Annotated in this window: 15 protein-coding genes, 1 pseudogene and 1 riboswitch; of the genes and pseudogenes, 1 reads left to right on the top strand and 15 read right to left on the bottom strand. The window is 42.9% G+C overall.

Annotated features, from left to right (window positions below):
• Positions 1 to 76: 76 nt before the first annotated feature.
• The 14 genes and pseudogenes from AX677_RS07410 to AX677_RS07345 all read right to left on the bottom strand — a co-directional run bounded on the left by AX677_RS07410 (position 77) and on the right by AX677_RS07345 (position 15,323).
• Positions 77 to 787 (bottom strand): ABC transporter ATP-binding protein, encoded by a 711-nt coding sequence (locus AX677_RS07410; protein ID WP_060976682.1) that lies wholly within the window; start codon positions 785 to 787, stop codon positions 77 to 79.
• Positions 787 to 1,551: an ABC transporter ATP-binding protein gene (locus tag AX677_RS07405; protein ID WP_060976681.1), complete on the bottom strand. Its 765-nt coding sequence runs from the start codon at positions 1,549 to 1,551 to the stop codon at positions 787 to 789. Before AX677_RS07405 ends, AX677_RS07410 begins: the two co-directional genes overlap by 1 nt.
• Positions 1,551 to 2,504: a branched-chain amino acid ABC transporter permease gene (locus AX677_RS07400; RefSeq protein ID WP_060976680.1), complete on the bottom strand. Its 954-nt coding sequence runs from the start codon at positions 2,502 to 2,504 to the stop codon at positions 1,551 to 1,553. The genes AX677_RS07405 and AX677_RS07400 overlap by 1 nt, the downstream gene beginning before the upstream one ends.
• A gap of 3 nt (positions 2,505 to 2,507) precedes the next feature.
• Entirely contained in the window at positions 2,508 to 3,377 is an 870-nt protein-coding gene (locus AX677_RS07395; RefSeq protein WP_060976679.1) for a branched-chain amino acid ABC transporter permease, read from the bottom strand.
• Between the two features lie 240 nt (positions 3,378 to 3,617).
• Complete coding sequence (locus AX677_RS07390; RefSeq protein ID WP_002894677.1) at positions 3,618 to 4,778, bottom strand: ABC transporter substrate-binding protein; 1,161 nt, start codon at positions 4,776 to 4,778, stop codon at positions 3,618 to 3,620.
• An 88-nt stretch (positions 4,779 to 4,866) separates the two neighbouring features.
• Positions 4,867 to 5,136, bottom strand: coding sequence for a YlbG family protein (locus AX677_RS07385; protein WP_002894676.1), 270 nt, complete (start codon positions 5,134 to 5,136; stop codon positions 4,867 to 4,869).
• A 160-nt stretch (positions 5,137 to 5,296) separates the two neighbouring features.
• Positions 5,297 to 5,896, bottom strand: a pseudogene (locus AX677_RS07380) (ATP-dependent Clp protease proteolytic subunit); the annotation flags it as partial.
• 98 nt (positions 5,897 to 5,994) lie between these two features.
• A complete protein-coding gene (gene upp, locus AX677_RS07375) occupies positions 5,995 to 6,624 on the bottom strand; it encodes a uracil phosphoribosyltransferase (protein WP_060976678.1) in 630 nt (209 codons plus the stop codon).
• Positions 6,625 to 6,721: 97 nt separating this feature from the next.
• A complete protein-coding gene (gene mgtA, locus AX677_RS07370) occupies positions 6,722 to 9,382 on the bottom strand; it encodes a magnesium-translocating P-type ATPase (protein WP_060976677.1) in 2,661 nt (886 codons plus the stop codon).
• A 157-nt stretch (positions 9,383 to 9,539) separates the two neighbouring features.
• Positions 9,540 to 10,151, bottom strand: a complete 612-nt coding sequence (locus AX677_RS07365) for a glutathione S-transferase family protein (protein ID WP_060976676.1) — start codon at positions 10,149 to 10,151, stop codon at positions 9,540 to 9,542.
• 150 nt (positions 10,152 to 10,301) lie between these two features.
• A riboswitch (M-box (ykoK) riboswitch) is annotated at positions 10,302 to 10,457 on the bottom strand.
• 74 nt (positions 10,458 to 10,531) lie between these two features.
• Positions 10,532 to 11,704: a MalY/PatB family protein gene (locus AX677_RS07360; RefSeq protein WP_060976675.1), complete on the bottom strand. Its 1,173-nt coding sequence runs from the start codon at positions 11,702 to 11,704 to the stop codon at positions 10,532 to 10,534.
• Position 11,705: 1 nt separating this feature from the next.
• A complete protein-coding gene (locus tag AX677_RS07355; protein WP_060976674.1) occupies positions 11,706 to 12,803 on the bottom strand; it encodes a cystathionine gamma-synthase in 1,098 nt (365 codons plus the stop codon).
• A gap of 179 nt (positions 12,804 to 12,982) precedes the next feature.
• Positions 12,983 to 13,573, bottom strand: a complete 591-nt coding sequence (locus tag AX677_RS07350; protein ID WP_060976673.1) for a hypothetical protein — start codon at positions 13,571 to 13,573, stop codon at positions 12,983 to 12,985.
• Positions 13,574 to 13,694: 121 nt separating this feature from the next.
• Positions 13,695 to 15,323, bottom strand: a complete 1,629-nt coding sequence (locus tag AX677_RS07345) for a polysaccharide biosynthesis protein (RefSeq protein WP_060976672.1) — start codon at positions 15,321 to 15,323, stop codon at positions 13,695 to 13,697.
• 86 nt (positions 15,324 to 15,409) lie between these two features.
• Here AX677_RS07345 and AX677_RS07340 point away from each other — a divergent pair, with 86 nt between their 5' ends.
• Positions 15,410 to 16,855, top strand: coding sequence for a UDP-N-acetylmuramoyl-L-alanyl-D-glutamate--L-lysine ligase (locus AX677_RS07340; RefSeq protein WP_060976671.1), 1,446 nt, complete (start codon positions 15,410 to 15,412; stop codon positions 16,853 to 16,855).
• A gap of 45 nt (positions 16,856 to 16,900) precedes the next feature.
• On the opposite strand, the gene AX677_RS07335 is transcribed toward AX677_RS07340, so the two are convergent.
• Positions 16,901 to 17,656 carry a CPBP family intramembrane glutamic endopeptidase gene (locus AX677_RS07335; RefSeq protein WP_060976670.1) on the bottom strand — a complete coding sequence of 252 codons (756 nt, stop codon included), beginning with the start codon at positions 17,654 to 17,656 and terminating at the stop codon, positions 16,901 to 16,903.
• Positions 17,657 to 17,689: the final 33 nt, after the last annotated feature.

The following is a 17,689-nucleotide window of genomic DNA, read 5'->3' as shown; positions in this document are numbered from 1 at the left end:
TGAAACAATCCCCCGGGCATCTTGACGAAAACCTTGTTTTCTTTATCTGCAACTTAAAAAGGTCCATTGGACCTTTTTAACCACCTAGATATGCTTTGCGGACTTCGTCAGAAGCGAGGAGTTCTTGGCCTGTTCCGGACAGAACAATTTTACCTGTTTCAAGAACATAACCACGGTCGGCGATAGAGAGAGCCTTGTTTGCATTTTGCTCAATCAAAAGAACTGTTGTGCCTTGCCGCTGGATATCTTGGATAATATCGAAGATTTCCTGGATAAAGATTGGCGCCAAGCCCATAGAAGGCTCATCCAAGAGCAAAAGCTTAGGTGTAGACATCAGAGCCCGTCCCATAGCCAGCATCTGCTGCTCACCACCTGAAAGGGTTGCAGCATCTTGGTTTTTACGCTCTTCCAAGCGTGGGAAACGAGAGAAGACCTTTTTGAGATTGGCTTGATTTTCTTCTCGCTTTGTTTTGAGAAAGGCGCCCATTTCCAAATTTTCCAAAACGGTCAGACCCGGAAAGACATGACGGCCTTCTGGTACTTGCGAAAGTCCAGCTGCTACGATTTTTTGAGCAGGAACTTTTTGAATTTCATTACCTACAAATTCAATTTTACCAGCACTTGGACGAACCAAGCCTGAAATCGTGCGGAGAATGGTCGTTTTCCCAGCGCCATTGGCACCAATCAGAGAAACGACTTCTCCTTCGTTTACTTCAAAGCTGACATCACGAACAGCCTGAATCATGCCATAATGGACAGAGAGATTCTCAACTTTAAGCATGGACATTAGGATTCACCTCCTAGATAAGCTTCAATAACGCGTTTGTCATTCTTGATTTCATCAGGTGTTCCGTGCGCAATCAAGCGGCCGTACTCCAGCACATAGATGCGCTCAGTAACTTCCATTACCAAACTCATGTCATGCTCAATCAGCATGATAGTAATGTTAAATTCGTTTTTAATCCGTCGAATCAATGCAGTCAGCTCAGCTGTCTCCTGAGGGTTCATTCCCGCAGCCGGTTCATCCAAGAAAAGAATCTTAGGCTCCGTTGCCAAGGCCCGAACAATTTCCAAGCGGCGCTGCTGACCATAAGCTAAGTTCTTAGCCAAGGTTTCTGCTTCCTTGTCCAAGTCAAAAATTTTCAGCAACTCCAAAGCCTTAGCTTTGAATTCTTCTTCGTTTTTGTAGTAGGCTGGCAGGCGGAGGAAAGAAGCCAACACATGAGCCTTATGATGATTACCAAAGGCGATCAGAACATTATCCAAAACACTAAGGTCCTTAAAGAGCCGGATGTTCTGGAAGGTCCGCCCTAGCCCTAAAGAAGCAATCTTGTAAGGTACCTTACCATTGAGCAAATGACCATCTAGTGTCACTGTCCCTTCACTAGGCTCATAAACACCGGTTAGGAGGTTGAAAAGAGTCGTTTTTCCTGCACCATTAGGGCCAATCAGACCAACCAGCTCGCCCTCGTTGAGTTCCAAGGTCACATCGCTAACAGCAGTCAAGCCACCAAAGTTTTTAGTTAGATTTTTCACATCAAGAAGTGCCATTATTCTTTGACCTCCTTATTCTTTTTGAAGAGCTTAGACAAGCTGAGCTCCCAAGTTCCTAAAAGTCCGCCAGGACGGAAAATCATGACCAAGATCAAGGCCAAAGAATAGACAATCATCCGAATGCTGGATACATCCTGTAGCAACATATTGAGAACTCCCAATACTACTGCAGCCACAATGGTTCCAGTCATCGATCCTAGACCACCAAAAACGACAATAATCAAGATATTGATAGTGTTGGTAAAGGAATAGTCCTTAGGAACAACTGATCCAACAAAGCCAGCTTGAAGAGAACCAGCAATAGAAGCCGTGATAGCTCCTAAAACAAAGGCTGTCACTTTGATTCTAGTAGTGTTAACCCCGACAGACTCAGCAGCAATTTCATCCTCACGAACAGACAGAGTGCTGCGGCCAATAGGACTGCGCAGGAAATTCAAGGTCAAAATAGTTGTGATAACAACAAAGACATAGACCATCTGCCAAGAAGTAAAGGGTGGAATGGATAGGATACCAGCTGCGCCATTCGTCAAAGTACCGCCATTAATAATTAGAATCCGGATAATCTCTGAGACACCAAGAGTCGCAATCGCAAGATAGTCCCCTTTAAGACGCAGGGTTGGCAAACCAACTGCCAAAGCCACAATACCAGCAATGACAGCTCCCGCCAGCATAGCAATAAAGAAAGCTCCATAAGTTGGCGATTTAGAGCCAATAATGGCTACAGCGTAGGCACCGATTGCCATAAAACCAGCATGGCCAAGAGAAAATTGACCTGAGAATCCGACAATGAGATTGAGCCCGACCGCCAGAATAATATTAATCCCGATCTGTTCTAAGATTTGAATATAAAAAGCATTGAGAACACCGGCACTAACCAATACTGTCATCAGCAAGTAGCCGATTAAGACAAGGCCAAGCCAGAAAATATTTACCTTTAAATTCTTTTTCATACCTTACACCTTCTCTTTCACATTTTTACCGAGGATACCAGCTGGACGGATCAGAAGAATGACAATCAAAATCGCATAGACAATGGCATCACGGAAATCAGATAGTCCAAGCGCTGTCGCAAAAGTTTCCAAAAGACCAATAACAAAGCCACCAAGCGCAGCACCAGGAATGATTCCAATACCACCGAGAACGGCTGCTACAAAGGACTTAATACCTGGAGTCATCCCCATCAAAGGCTCCAATGAATTATAGTAAAGGGCAATCAGGACGCCAGCAGCTCCTGCAAGAGCTGACCCCAAAGCAAAGGTGAAGCTGATTGTCCGATTGACATTGATTCCCATGAGCTGGGCAGCATCACTATCTACAGATACAGCTCGCATAGCCTTACCCATCTTTGTCTTCTGCACGATGAACTGCAGAGCCACCATGAGGAAAATCGAAATTCCCAAAATCAGCAGCTGAATATTTGAGATAGAAATCGGCCCTAAGTTAAAGCGTACTGTTTTAATAACCTGCGGGAAGGAACTGGTATTGGCACCGACAAAGAAAATCATGCCATACTCGAGGAGAAAAGAAACCCCAATGGCTGTAATCAAAGCCGCAATCCGAGTCGAATTTCTCAGAGGACGATAGGCTAAAAACTCAATAAGCACACCGAGAATCGCTGTCCCAATCATCGCTAAAATGAGAGAAAGGAAGAAATTAAACTTCAGGATATTAATCAAGTAATAACCCATAAAGGCACCAATCATATAGATATCGCCATGAGCAAAGTTAATCAGCTTAATAATCCCATAAACCATGGTATAACCCAAAGCCAGAAGCGCATAAACACTACCCAGGATTAGACCGTTGACTAATTGTTGGAGCATTAGACACCACTCTTTCTATAATAAAATAAGGAATGGGACAAAAATCAGCAGACTAGGTCGTGATTTTATCATCCCACTCCCAAAATACGAATAATAGTTGATTGAGAAACGAAGAAAATAGATTATAAAACAATACTCTTTCAAATCCGTAGATTCAGAAAGAAATCATCTACTAATTTGCTCAAGCAACTAAAAATAGAAAACAAGTCAAAGACTGGGATAGCCCCAGCCTCGTAACTATTATTCCGCTTTAACTGTTTCTACAGTATCTACTTGACCGTCTTTCAAGCCAATCATCAAAGCTGTTTTCACTGGATTGTGATCTTTATCAATAGTGATTGAACCAGTTACTCCATCGAAATCTTTAAGCTTAGCCAAGTTGTCTTTGATATCTACAGAAGTTTTAGCACCTTTAGCTGCTTCTGCTGCCATATAAACAGAGTCATATGCCAGAGCTGCAAACATAGAAGGCTCTTCTTTGTACTTAGCTTTGTATGCTTCAATAAACTTCTTAGCTTTTTCTGACATTTCACCAGAAGTTGTAAAGCCAGATACATAGTAAACATTTGTCGCTGCAGCAGGAGTTGCTTGCTCAACGAACTTAGCATCACCAAAGCCATCAGGACCAACGATTGTTTGGTCAATACCCAAACCACGCGCTTGATTGACAATTTTACCAGCTTCTGTATAGTAACCTGGAACAACCAGAGCGTCAAATTCTTTGCCCTTAATCTTTGTCAAAGCAGCCTGGAAGTCTGTATCCTTGGATTGGAAGGTTTCAGTTGCTACAATCTCACCCTTGAATTCCTTCTTGAAAGCATCCGCCATTCCTTTAGCGTAGTCACTAGATTGGTCGTAGTAAAGAACGACTTTCTTAGCTTTCAAGTTATCAGTAACATACTTAGAAATGATTTTACCTTGGTAGCTATCAATGAAGGTTGCACGGTAAAGATAATCTTGCTTGTTGGTCAGGTCATCCTGTGTCGCACTTGGTGTAATGATTGGTACACCTGCTTTAGCAGCATTTGCAGTAGCTGAAGCTGTCGCTCCAGAAGTCGCAGGGCCAATGATTGCATTTACCTTGCTTTGGGTAACCAAGCTAGTAGTGATGGTAGATGCTTCAGCAGTTTCTGATTTGTTATCCTTATCAGTAACTTCAATCTTCTTGCCATCTACGCCACCAGCAGCGTTGATTTCATCAACTGCCAACTGAGCACCATGTTGTTCAGCTGTACCGTAGGCTGCTACTTCACCTGATTCTTCAAAGTTAAAACCAAATTTAATCGTATCGCCAATTTCTGTACCAGTTGCTGTTGAGTTGTTATTGGATACTTCTCCACAAGCTGCGAGAAGAGCCGCACTAGCAAAAGCTACTAAGGATAGTGCAAATTTTTTCTTCATTCCGAAATCTCCTTAAGTGATTTGATTGATGATATAGTAAGAATATATCGAATTATCTGACAATTGTCAACCCCTTATAGAAATTTTATCAAATGATAACGTTTTCTTGCTCTCTATACAGGCTTCCAACAAAGTTTTGATCTAGTTCTTTTATGTGAGATATCCGAACTTGCTTAACATAGCGTTCCTTGGGCAGATTCTCCTGTAAGTTCTGGGCGTCCTCTTGATTGACATAGAGATGCAGATAACGATGCTTCTTAGAATGATAAATGATATCACCGAAGTTAGCCAGCTTTTTGGCATCTCGATTATAGTAAAGATAGACAATCAAGCCCACTCTTTCTTCTCTTTCTATCATAAAACTCCTTTCCGGTCCATGTAGTTCTTAGATGATTATAGCAAAGATATATCAAAAAAACTAGCCCTCAAAAGCTTTATGATTAGCTTAAAACACCTAAACTTGCTAGCTTGTCAGATTCAAAACAGCAAAAAAGGAGCCGCTTTTGGCTCCTCCTCTGTTAGCTCAGATTGCTATTTTCCATGATTTCGTCAATAAAGCCGTATTCCAAGGTTTCTTGAGCGCTCATCCAGTAATCGCGTTCTGCATCCTTGTGGATTTGCTCAACGGACTTGCCAGAGTTTTCAGCCAAGATTTTTTCCAAGGTATTCCGAGTTCTAAGCAAGTGCTCAGCTACAATGGCCATATCTGTTTGCTGGGTACCACTTCCGGCTCCTCCCATTGGCTGGTGAATCAGATATTCTGCATTTGGCAGCATGAATCGTTTGCCCTTGGCACCACTGGAAGCAATGATTGTTCCCATGCTGGCAGCTACACCCATAACAATGGTCTGAACATCAGACTTGATGAAGTTCATAGTATCCACAATGGCCAGACCTGCTGAGACAGATCCGCCCGGCGTATTTACATAGAGATAAATATCTTTAGTATTGTCCTGTGCATCCAAGAAAAGGAGCTGGGCAATGACAGAATTAGCCATATTATCCTCTACTGGGCCAGTCAGCATGATAATGCGGTCTTTTAATAGCCGGGAGTAAATATCATAGGAGCGTTCTCCTCGGCTGGTTTGTTCAATAACTACAGGAATCATAGTTTTCTCTCTTTCTCTTTTTAAATTTTTCTATCAAACTAGGGAATAGAATTTCAAATTACGGAACTATTATATCCTTTTGGTCAAAAAAGGTCAAATAGAAACTTTTACTTAGTACCGAAAAGACGATCTCCTGCATCTCCCAGTCCTGGTACGATATATCCATGGTCATTGAGATGGTCATCCAGGGCAGCTGTGAAAATATCAACATCTGGATGAGCTTCCTGCAAGGCTTCTACTCCTTCAGGCGCTGAAACCAAGCAGACAAATGTAATGTGGCTAGCACCACGCTTCTTCAGAGAATCCACAGCCAAGATAGCAGAACCACCCGTAGCCAACATTGGATCTACAACGAAAATTTGACGTTGGTCAATATCTTCTGGCAGCTTGACCAGATATTCAACCGGCTTCAAGGTTTCCTCATCACGGTACATTCCGATATGGCCGACCTTAGCTGCTGGAACCAAGCTCAGAAGTCCATCCACCATGCCAATACCAGCCCGCAAGATTGGAACAATAGCTAATTTTTTCCCTGCAATCTGCTTTTGGACTGTTTTCGTAATCGGTGTTTCAATTTCTACATCTTCAAGTGGTAAATCGCGCAAAACCTCATATCCCATGAGCATTGCGATTTCATCAACTAATTCACGAAAAGCCTTGGTAGAGGTATCTGTACGACGCAAGATAGACAGTTTGTGCTGAATTAGTGGATGAGCGATAACTTCAAGTTTTCCCATGATTGGATTTCCTTCTTTCAATTTATTCTTCTTATTATATCAAAAAAATAGTGAAAAGGCTTGCCATAAGCAAGCCTTTTCAAAGATTTTCTTCACCTTACAGCCATTCTCTATAGCGCTTGATATAAAGGTGTTTAACAAGGGTTACACTAACCATATAAAGCGCAATAATCAAGAAAAGAAAAAGGAAATAAGTGCCATTTAGCGGAGCTGTCTTCAAAACTGACGCAAAGAGACTGTATGGCAAGGAAGTAACAAAGAGAGCTGCCGCCATAGTGGTAACAATGACAGACAAAGCAGGACGGCTTTGCACAAATGGCAGCTTAGGTGAGCGCAGCATGTAGATAACCATGGTCTGGGTCCACATGGACTCAATGAACCAGCCTGTTTGAAAAAGAGTGATAAAAGTCTCTGCCTGTCCACTACCTGCTTGATAGCTACCTCCTGTTATCATAGGCACGATAATGAAGTAGAGCACCAAATAGGTCAAAACATCAAAAACGGATGAAATCGGTCCAATCCAAGCCATAAAACGGTTAATGGAAGTGGCTGACCAGATATGAGGTCTCTTGAGAAATTCACTATCCACATTATCAAAGGGCAGAGCGATACAAGACAGGTCATAAACTAGATTGAGGACAATCAGATGAACTGGTGCCATAGGAAGAAATGGCAAAAAGATACTGGCGAAGAGAAGAGAAAATATATTCCCAAAATTGGAACTGACTGTCATCTTAATGTACTTGGTCATGTTGGCATAGACCTTGCGCCCTTCTACCAGCCCTTTCTCCAGAACCATTAGGTCCTTGTCCAGCAGAATGACATCTGCCGTTTCCTTGGCAATATCGACAGCTGTATCAACAGAAATACCCACATCTGCTACCTTCATAGAAGGTGCATCATTGATACCATCACCCATGTAGCCAACCTTGTGGCCATTAGCCTTGAGTTGGAGAATGATCCGAGCTTTTTGGTCAGGTGAGAGCTTGGCAAAGACTGTTGTATCCTCCACTGCCTGACTCAATTCTTCATCAGATAAGGCATCTACCTCTACACCCAGCAAGATATTGTCTACATTTAACCCAACCTTTTCACAGACTGCCTGGGTTACCTTATCATTATCACCCGTCAAAATCTTAGTAGCAACGCCGTACTCAGCCAAGGTTTCAATAGCTGGAGCTGCAGATGACTTAGGTGGATCTAGAAAGGCCAGATAGCCCGTCAAAATCATGTCGGACTCATCCTTGACTTCATAGTCGTAATCTTCTTCTAAATCTGACTTGTAGCTAACACCAAGCACACGCAGCCCTTGCTCATTGAGTTGAGCCACTTCCGAAAGGATTTCCTGACGAATCTCCTCAGTCAATTCTGTAATGCGTTTCTTGTATTCTACATGGCTAGAGATAGCCAGCATTTCCTCCAAGGCCCCCTTGGTCACCATGCTGATAACATCCTCATCATCCTTAACGATAACGCTCATACGACGACGCTCGAAATCAAAGGGCAGTTCATCAATTTTCTTAAAGGTTTGATCTAGATTACGGACAATCTCATGCTTTTCTGCTTCTTTCTCCGTCCGATTAATAATAGCCCGATCCATGAGGTTTTTGAGACCCGTTTGATAGTAGGAATTGAGAAAAGCACGACGGAGCACTGCCAAGTCCAAATCACCATGAATATCCAGAGGGTATTCCAAGACAATCTCGTCTTGGGTCAGTGTACCAGTCTTATCCGTACAAAGGATATCAATAGCTCCTAGGTCCTGAATAGCGTTCAGCTTCTTAATCACGACCTTTTCCTGAGCCATGATAATAGAACCTTTAGCCAGGCTCGCTGTGATAATCATAGGCAGCATTTCTGGAGTCAGGCCGACTCCAACACTGAGAGCAAAGACACCTGCTTCCAGCCAGTCACCGTCAGTCAGACCGTTTATGAAGAACACGACCGGAACCATGACGAGCATCAGACGAATCAAAAGCCAGGAGATACTATTCATCTCGCGCTCAAAAGAGGTCGGCTCGTCGTAAGTATTCAGCGTCTGCTCAATAGCTCCCATCATGGTCTCGTCGCCAACCACCAGCACCAGAGCTGTGGCTCTTCCGGAAATAACGTTGGTTCCCATAAAGGCCAGCGACTCTGTTTCTAAAAGGCTATCGAGATTTTGTTCATCTGACTTGATCAAACAGACCTTTTCTACTGCATCGCTTTCCCCTGTCAGACCAGACTGCTGAACAAAGAAATCACGCGAATCAAGCAGCAGTACATCTGCAGGAATCATGTCTCCAGCACTAAGTTTGATGATGTCTCCTACAACAAGCTCATCAATCGGCAGTTCCTGCTCTGCTCCTTCACGGATAACCGTAGCCGTGTTGACAATCAGCCGAGACAAATTACTAGCAGCGCGGTCGCTCCGCAATTCCTGAACAAAACGAATACCTCCAGAAATCAAGACCAGAACGACAATGATGATGGAAGTTGTCGGATCTTCCTCTCCGGGCTTAGCCAGCCAGACATTGGTCACTAAAGACACCAGAGCAATTACTAGTAATATAACCGTAAAGGGGTTGATAATAGATTCGTAAATTTTTTTTAGAATAGAGTCTTCCTGACCCTTTGTGATGATATTTTCCCCATAGAGGTCACGATTTTCTTCGACCTGCTCTTCAGTCAGGCCACGAAAGGCGGTCTTGTAGAATGCCAAGGTTTCTTGTACAGGAAGCTGCAAAGCTGCAACTAATCTTTCTTTTACTGTTTTCATTGGTTTCTCCTTGATGTATGATTGATAAATTTCATACACAGGGACCAATCACTTTATAAGGACAGAACGACACAAATCAGCGATTGGCTGTGTATGTGCGGTTCCGGATAATCGTCAATTTGCATCGCGTGTCTCCTTTCTTAATTTATAAAAACAATTAAAAGTCCCATGAAGCCCGCAAGACATCAAAATTGGCATTCATCTTCTGTGTCCAATCTTGCAATTCTGGAAAATTTTCTTTTAAAGAAAATCCAATAACATCTTCACGTAAATTCCACCAATCTACAAGAGCAACTACTTGGATTGTTGCAATATTTAAAGAGAGCCCTTGCTCAGTAGCCAGTTTCTCTAACAAAGACAAACTCCGTATATTTCTCTCTTCAATTTGCTGATGTCTGTCTTTCCACCAATGTTCTTTTTCATGGAAAAATTTTTCCGCAACAATCGGCATTGTATTTTCCAAAATTCCTTCAGCAACGGACAGTATATTTAAAACATGCCATTTCTCCATTCCATTGGGGAAAAGTGAGACTTCCTGACCTAGTTCGTCTAAATATTGAGAAATTAAATCACTACCATATAACCATTCTCCACTGGAAGCTTGAAAAGCAGGAATTCTACCTAAAGGATTATCTTGATTGTGCGGTGAATTTCTATCAAAAGCCACCTGAACTTTCTGAATATCCACTTGCTCCTCTAAATGATGGTGTAAAATTGTAACATATACTTTACGCGCAAAAGGACTGGTACTAGAATACCAAAATTTCATCACTATTCCTCCTTCTTTTTTCTTGAGAGGCAGGCAATCAACTATTTACTCTCTTGAAATATTTTCAGCAAAAAAGAATACCCTGCCAATTTCTCAGCAGGGTTGTTTGCATGTCAGGTTATTCGCTTCATTGTTTTAAGCACAGATAAAACAAGCATTCACCGTTCAAGCTTTAACTCCATAAGGCGATGAAATGAGCTTAGTCTTGACCTTGGCGATCAGGACTGTTGACCAACGAGTAGTGTCTCCACTGCTTTGCGGTAGTCATCCGTATCCTTATGGTAGCCTCACCTACCGATTTTCCACTATTACTATACTCCTCTTTCAAAGGATTGTCAATCATTTTTCTCACTTGAAACAAATTTCAAAAAATTTTTGATTTATTTTGGCAGTACCTCTGCAATACGGGAGCAGATTTCTTCAACCATGGTCTCTGGAGCAGCAACATTTAAGCGGGCATGACCTTTGCCTTCTTGGCCAAAATCACTTCCTCTATTCAGGATGACCTTTGCCTCTTCTCGCAGCAGCTGAAAGAGTTGGTCATCTGTCAGACCATAATCTGAAAAGTCCAGCCAAATCAGATAAGTTCCTTGAGGCTTCATGACCCGCAGGCGCGGTGCCTCTTTGGCAAAATAATCGACTACAAAATTCACATTCTTCTCAAGAACTTCCTTAAGCTCCATCAACCAAGACCAACCGTAACGATAGGCTGCTTCTGTCGCTAAAAATCCAAGGCCAGGAATTTCATGCTGGTTGTTAGCCAGCTGGCGTTTCTTAAACTGATGTCGCAAGCTAGGATTCTCAATCACAGCATAGGAATTTTTAGTACCAGCAATATTAAAGGTCTTAGTCGCACTGGTTAAAATCAGACTAAAGTCCTTAAAGTCAGGCGAGACAGTATTGAAAGACTGATGCTCATGGCCAAACAGCGTCAAGTCTTGGTGAATTTCGTCTGAAACCAGGAGGACGCCATACTTTTGGCAGAGGCGGCCAATTTTCTCTAACACTTCCCGTTCCCAAACTCGACCTCCAGGATTATGCGGATTGCACAGAACATAAATCTTGACTTCATTATCTGCAATGTCCCGCTCTAGCTGCTCAAAGTCAATCTGAAAGAGACCGTCCTGCTCTATCAGAGAATTGGTAATAAGCTGACGATTATTGAGCTTGACACTGCGGGCAAAAGGTGGGTAAACAGGAGTGTTTATTAGAACAGCATCACCTTCCTTGGTATAGGCTTGGATAGCCGTCGAAATAGCAGGGACAACTCCTTCTATAAATACCAAGGCTTCCCTATCAAAGGTATAGTCGTGCTCATCCCGCTCCCAATCTAGCACGGCATTGACTAGCTCTTCACTGGCATAGGTATAGCCATAAACTAACTGATTAGCGTAGTCATGAACGGTTTGCTGGATTTCAGGCAGGACTTCAAAATCCATGTCTGCAATCCAAGCTGGCAGGACTTCCTTGTCCTTGTCCTTCTCCACTTCTTTCCATTTATAAGTATGATGCCCTACACGACAGGGGGCTTTTTCAAAATTATATCTTCCCATATTATTCATTCTCCAAGGCTGCTCGCAAATCGTCTACCAAATCTCGACTATCCTCAATTCCAATCGACAGGCGCAGCAAATCATCAGTTAAGCCATAAGAATGACGCACTTCCATTGGAATATCTGCGTGAGTCTGGGTCGTCGGATAGGTAATCAAACTCTCCACTCCTCCTAAACTTTCCGCAAAGGTAAAGATTTTCAGGTTATTTAGGAGATGAGGAATCTTCCTTTCGTCCACAACTTTAAAGGAAATCATACCACCCTTACCTGGATAGAGAACCTCTTTTACCGCAGGAGATTTTTTCAGAAAAGCGACTACTTCTTGTGCATTCTGAGTAGAGCGCTCCATACGGAGAGCCAATGTCTTGAGACCGCGCAAAAGCAGATAGCTGTCAAAAGGAGACAGAACCGGCCCAGTTGTATTGAGGTTATAGAATAGCTTGTCATTGATAGCAGTGTCATTGGTCATGATAGCTCCAGCCAAGACATCATTATGCCCGCCCAGATACTTGGTCGCAGAGTGCAGAACAATATCAGCTCCATCCTCCAGCGGTCTTTGATAAATGGGACTATAGAAGGTATTATCCACAATGACAGCTGCTCCTCGCTCATGAGCTGCTTGGGAAATGCGGGCAATGTCAAACTCTACCATAAGAGGATTGGTCGGTGTCTCGATATAGACAATATCTATATCCTCTGTTAGACTATTCAGAAGTTCTTCTTCTGTATTGGCATAGCTAAAGGCAAAGCGCCCTTCTGCTTCAGCTTGGGCAAACCAACGGAAAGAGCCGCCATAGAGATCCCGAACAGCCAAAACCTTACTGCCGACCGGAAAGGCACTAAAGGCCAGCACAATAGCCGACATACCAGAGCTAGTCGCTAGAGCATAATTTGCACTTTCGATAGCAGCCAGAGTCTCTTCCAAGCTAACCCGCGTTGGATTCTTGGTTCGAGTATAGTCATAACCTGTTGACTGCCCAAACTCAGGGTGCTGGTAGGTCGTTGAAAAATGCAGGGGTGTTGTTAAAGCACCGGTTGTTTCATCTTTTTTAACCCCAGCCTGAGCCAGTAGTGTATTTAATTTTACGTCCTTACTCATATTAACCTTCCAATCCTTCGCTAATATTTCACCCTCTATTGTAACATCTTTTGAAAATATTTATCTTTTTTCTTTTCAAGAGCTAGCTATAGTTTGAAACTATAATGTTGATGTTTTAAAAAAACAAAGCTAAAAATTAAAAAGCCCTGCGGCTTTTTAATAGATATGAAAGCGTCTATTTAGGATTTTGACTCTATCTTATAATTTTTCTTATAGGCATGATATTCGTCATAAGTCTCTAAAGAGGGAATGTTATTCACGTCAGACTGATACTCATCAACATGCTCATGGTATTCTTCCTTAGCAACAAATGGGTTGTTTATATAAACTTTGATATGGGTATCTGAACTACTACGCAATAGACCAGAAGAAATAACCTGATTGGTTACAATGGTATAACTGTCTTGTCCATGTTCAAAGTAAGTTATACGATGGTGTTCTGAGACTAGTAAAAGAGCTATAGTTAAAACAAAACTTGCTAAAATCCCAGTTAAAGTTAATATTAAGTTAATCAAAAACATCCAACCTCTATTTTCCTTCCTCAGTAGTAAAAACCAAACTGGAAGAACAAAAATACAAACGAAACAAAGTATATAATCTAAGAAATAGAGTCTAATAAAAGTAAAGCCCCAGAGAATAAAACTACCGTATGCAAAAACATTCCTCTTTCCTCCCTTTACATAATAAAGAACGAGGCCAGACTCTATCAATAGAGGAATCAGAATATAAGAAAGCATACTTTGGACAAAAACCAGTATGTATAAAAGCATTATTTCCTCCTAGAAATAATTTCTATTTCTATTTTATTGAAAGACAAAACTAAATAAAACAGCCTTTTGTATGATATTGTTTTATAGTAAAACAAGAGTTGCCAGACAACTCTTGTTAAATTTATTTAATTCCAAAGCGTCGTCGTAAACTAGCTGCTTTTGAACCGATAAAGCGATCCATAAGGCGAACTTTGAGCGCCAGTCCGCCATAGACAGCGAGGCCAATGCCGCCAATCAGAGCGATATAGACAAAGCTGGAAACTCGGCCGCTCGGCTGGAAGAAGAGACCGATAAGAAGCTCTGCCACCAAGACAAAGATGGTCATCAGAACTGTCAGAATCACTGACAGGAGACTCCGTTTAAAGAGGTTCTTAGGATTCAGACCTGTTACCTTGCGAATTTCCTGATACATGAGCAGGATTGGAATAATCAAGCCAACTGTTGTCGCAAGAAGAGGACCATAAGCTTTAAAAATATAAATCAAGGGTACTTGCAGCACCAGCTTGACTCCTACTCCATAGAGGAAGTAGATAATAGCTTTTCGATTTTGGAAGAGGGCTTGAATCATCGGAGCCAACACTGTATATAGACTGAGGATAATGGTCTGCAGCATAGCAAAGATGAAAAGACCTAGTGCTAAGCCATCTGGCTTGCCATAGAAAACGGTGTATAGTGGCTCCGCCACCAAAACAGCACCAATAGTTGCTGGCAAGATAAAGAAAATCAGCATGCTGAGATTGTCCTGCACCAAGCGGGCAGCCGAGCGAAAATCACCTTTGACATAGTTCTCGGTCAGAAGCGGAATCCCAACACCGCCGATAGAAGTTGCCACTGCAATTAAAATCATGGTGATTTTATTAGGATTAGCTGAGAAATAGGCAAACTGAACCAGCAGCTCGGACTTGCTGTACTTGCTAATCCAGCCCATGACATGGATAAAGGTAGCTTGGTCAATAATCTGAAAGAGCTGAATGGCAGATCCTGTGATAATGAAAGGAATGGCTTCACGAATGGTATCCCAGAGGAGGACACGGCCATTAATCTCTGTGGCATTTGCAGGCTTATGGATGATAGAAGTCAGCATTCCTGTCTTCCAAAGATAGAAGACCAAGACAGCCATACTAGCCAGCATACCGATAAAAGCGGCAAAAGTTGACTGGGTAACCGCTTCTACATAGTTGCCAGAACCGATTTTCATGATGAAAAAGGCTGTCAGCAACATCCAAATCACCCGAATGACCTGCTCCGCAATCTGACTGATGGCATAAGGCTTGAGATTATTGAAACCTTGAAAAAAACCTCGGATAACGCTCATCGATGGGAATATCAAAACAGCCAAAGAGAGGCTCTGCATAACAGGAACCAAGTCCGCTCCGCCCCCTGACATAGAAGCAAAAACTGGTGAGAGCAGGTACATAATCACTGCAAAGACAGCTCCCAAAAGCAGCATAAACTTGAGAAACTCTCGAATGAGAGTAAAGCTGTGCTCTTCCTTTTCAATGGTATTGTACTTAGCTACCTGCTTGGCCACTGCCACTGGCACGCCGGCTGTCGAAATCAGTAAAAACCAGGCATAGATATTATAACCCATAGTAAAAAGGCCGTTGGCCTCAGCGCCGTGCTTGCCCATCCAGATATACCAAGGAATGATATAGATGGCCCCCAGAAGACGACTGATAAAATTGCTGGCAGTTAGCCAGGCAGTTCCCCGCAGCATCTGCTGCTGCTGGCTTGTTGTTTCTTGGCTCATAGAAAACCTCTTCTATTTATTCTTCTTTTATTATAAACTTTTCCTTGCCTCTTGTAAAACCCAGCCATAAGGTTTACAATAGATTTATGATTAAAATTGAAACCGTATTAGGTATTTTAAAAGAAGACCATAATTTTCGTGATATTGTCAAAGACGGGGAATACTTCTTCTCCTACAGCGGCTTGACTTTCGATAGTATCAGCTATGACAGCAGGGAAGCGGATGCCTCTACCCTCTTTTTTGTCAAGGGTGAGGCTTTTAAGAAAGAATTTCTAGAAAAAGCCGTCACAGCTGGCCTGCGCTTTTATATCAGCGAGATAGACTTTCAAGTGGGCATTCCGGTCCTCTTGGTCAACGACGTCAAGCAGGCCATGAGTCTCTTAGCTATGGAATTTTACGGTCATCCTGAGAAAAAGCTCAAACTGCTGGCCTTTACTGGCACCAAGGGCAAGACAACTACAGCTTATTTTGCCTATCAGATCCTTTCCCAAAATCATCGTCCTGCCCTGCTCTCGACTATGAACACTACTTTGGATGGAGAGACTTTCTTCAAGTCAACTCTGACTACACCAGAGAGTCTAGATCTTATCAAAATGATGGCCCAAGCCCTTGCCAACGACCGGACTCATCTCATCATGGAAGTTTCCAGTCAGGCTTATCTCAAGAAGCGGGTCTACGGCCTGACCTTTGATGTCGGTATCTTTCTCAATATCAGTCCCGACCATATCGGCCCCATTGAGCATCCAACCTTTGAAGATTACTTCTACAATAAGCGGCTCTTGATGGACAATAGCCGAGCAGTTATCGTAAATAGCGGCATGGATCATTTCCAAATCGTGAAAGAGCAAGTCGCTTCTATGGAACATGATTTCTATGGAGCAGGCTCAAGCAATACCATAATAGATTCTCAGGCTTTCAGCTTTGAAGCTGCTGGTAAATTAGCTGGCCGCTACGATATTCAACTCATCGGCCGTTTCAATCAGGAAAATGCAGTAGCGGCTGGTCTTGCCTGTCTGCGTCTGGGTGCTAGCCTCGAAGACATCAAAAAAGGAATTGCCGCAACCCGAGTCCCAGGCCGTATGGAAGTTCTGACTCAGAAAAACGGCGCCAAGGTCTTCGTTGACTATGCTCACAATGGCGTCAGCCTAAGCAATCTGCTGTCTGTGGTAGAGGAACACCAAGAGGGCAAGATTATCCTCCTCTTGGGTGCTACCGGCAACAAGGGTGAAAGCCGCCGCAAAGACTTCGGCCTCCTACTCAATCAGCATCCTGAGCTGACTGTCATCTTAACTGCGGACGATCCCAACTATGAAGATCCTCTAGCCATTGCGGAGGAAATCGCATCCTACATCTCCTATCCGGTGGAAAAAATAGCCGACCGAGAAGAAGCCATCAAAAAAGCTCTCAGTCTGACAGACCGAGAGGGAGATGCCGTCATTCTAGCTGGCAAAGGAGCAGATGCTTACCAAATCGTAGAAGGAGAAAAAGTAACTTATCCAGGAGACTATGCTCTTGCTGAAAAGTATTTATAAGAAAAAAGGCGCGGATATCGCCTTTTTATTGTCGTTTTGTAAAGATTACCGCCATTTGATCAGAACGTACATCAAGCTGGAGCCAAACATATCCGCCAAGGCGTGCATGAGAAAGAAAGGTAGGAGGTTCTTGACCTTATACTTGTAAAGGAAATAGTAAAAGAGACCATACACCACTCCGATAACCAAGGCCCACAGCATACCCTGATAGGTGTGGAAAGAAATCCGAATGATAGTAGAGTAAGCAAGAGCCCACCACTTATACTTATCCCTAACAGAGGTCATAAGCCCCAGAAAGAAGAATTCCTCATAGAAGCCATTGAGAAGTCCGTAGAGGATGGCCATAGGTGTCAGTTCAGCAAATTTCCGGAAGATTTCTAGAACATCTACATAAGACCAGAGAGTTGGATCAAAGTAATTGTACTCGCCGCTCAGCGTCGTCACAATGTCACCAAAGAACCCTACTGCTACAAAAATAAGAGGAGTCCAGAGGAGAACCGACCAACTCAGACGTATGGGAAGCTGCTTAAAGTCAAAGCGCCGGAGCAATAGATAAAGAATGGTCAAGACCAGCATCAGCAGCTGAAAATTGAAATTGCTAGAAAAAGCCGCTCCTTCAGTGGCTGTATTGGTCACCGTTTCAGTCGCTCCTGTGCTGGAAGCTGGTGCAAAGCTAGCTAAATAAAGCTCCCTTGAGCGGTAAATAAACTGCCCAAACATGAGCAGGGTAATCACAGCAATATCAAACCACCTCAGCTCTTTCAAAGGCTTGGAGGGGCGTAGGTTTGTCAATAATTTCATCATTTCTCCTTTCACCACCTGTAAATTTATATC

Origin of the sequence: Streptococcus sp. CCH8-C6 (assembly GCF_001557225.1) — a bacterium.
Lineage (GTDB): Bacteria > Bacillota > Bacilli > Lactobacillales > Streptococcaceae > Streptococcus > Streptococcus sanguinis_C.
This window is presented reverse-complemented; position numbering and strand designations above follow the sequence as displayed.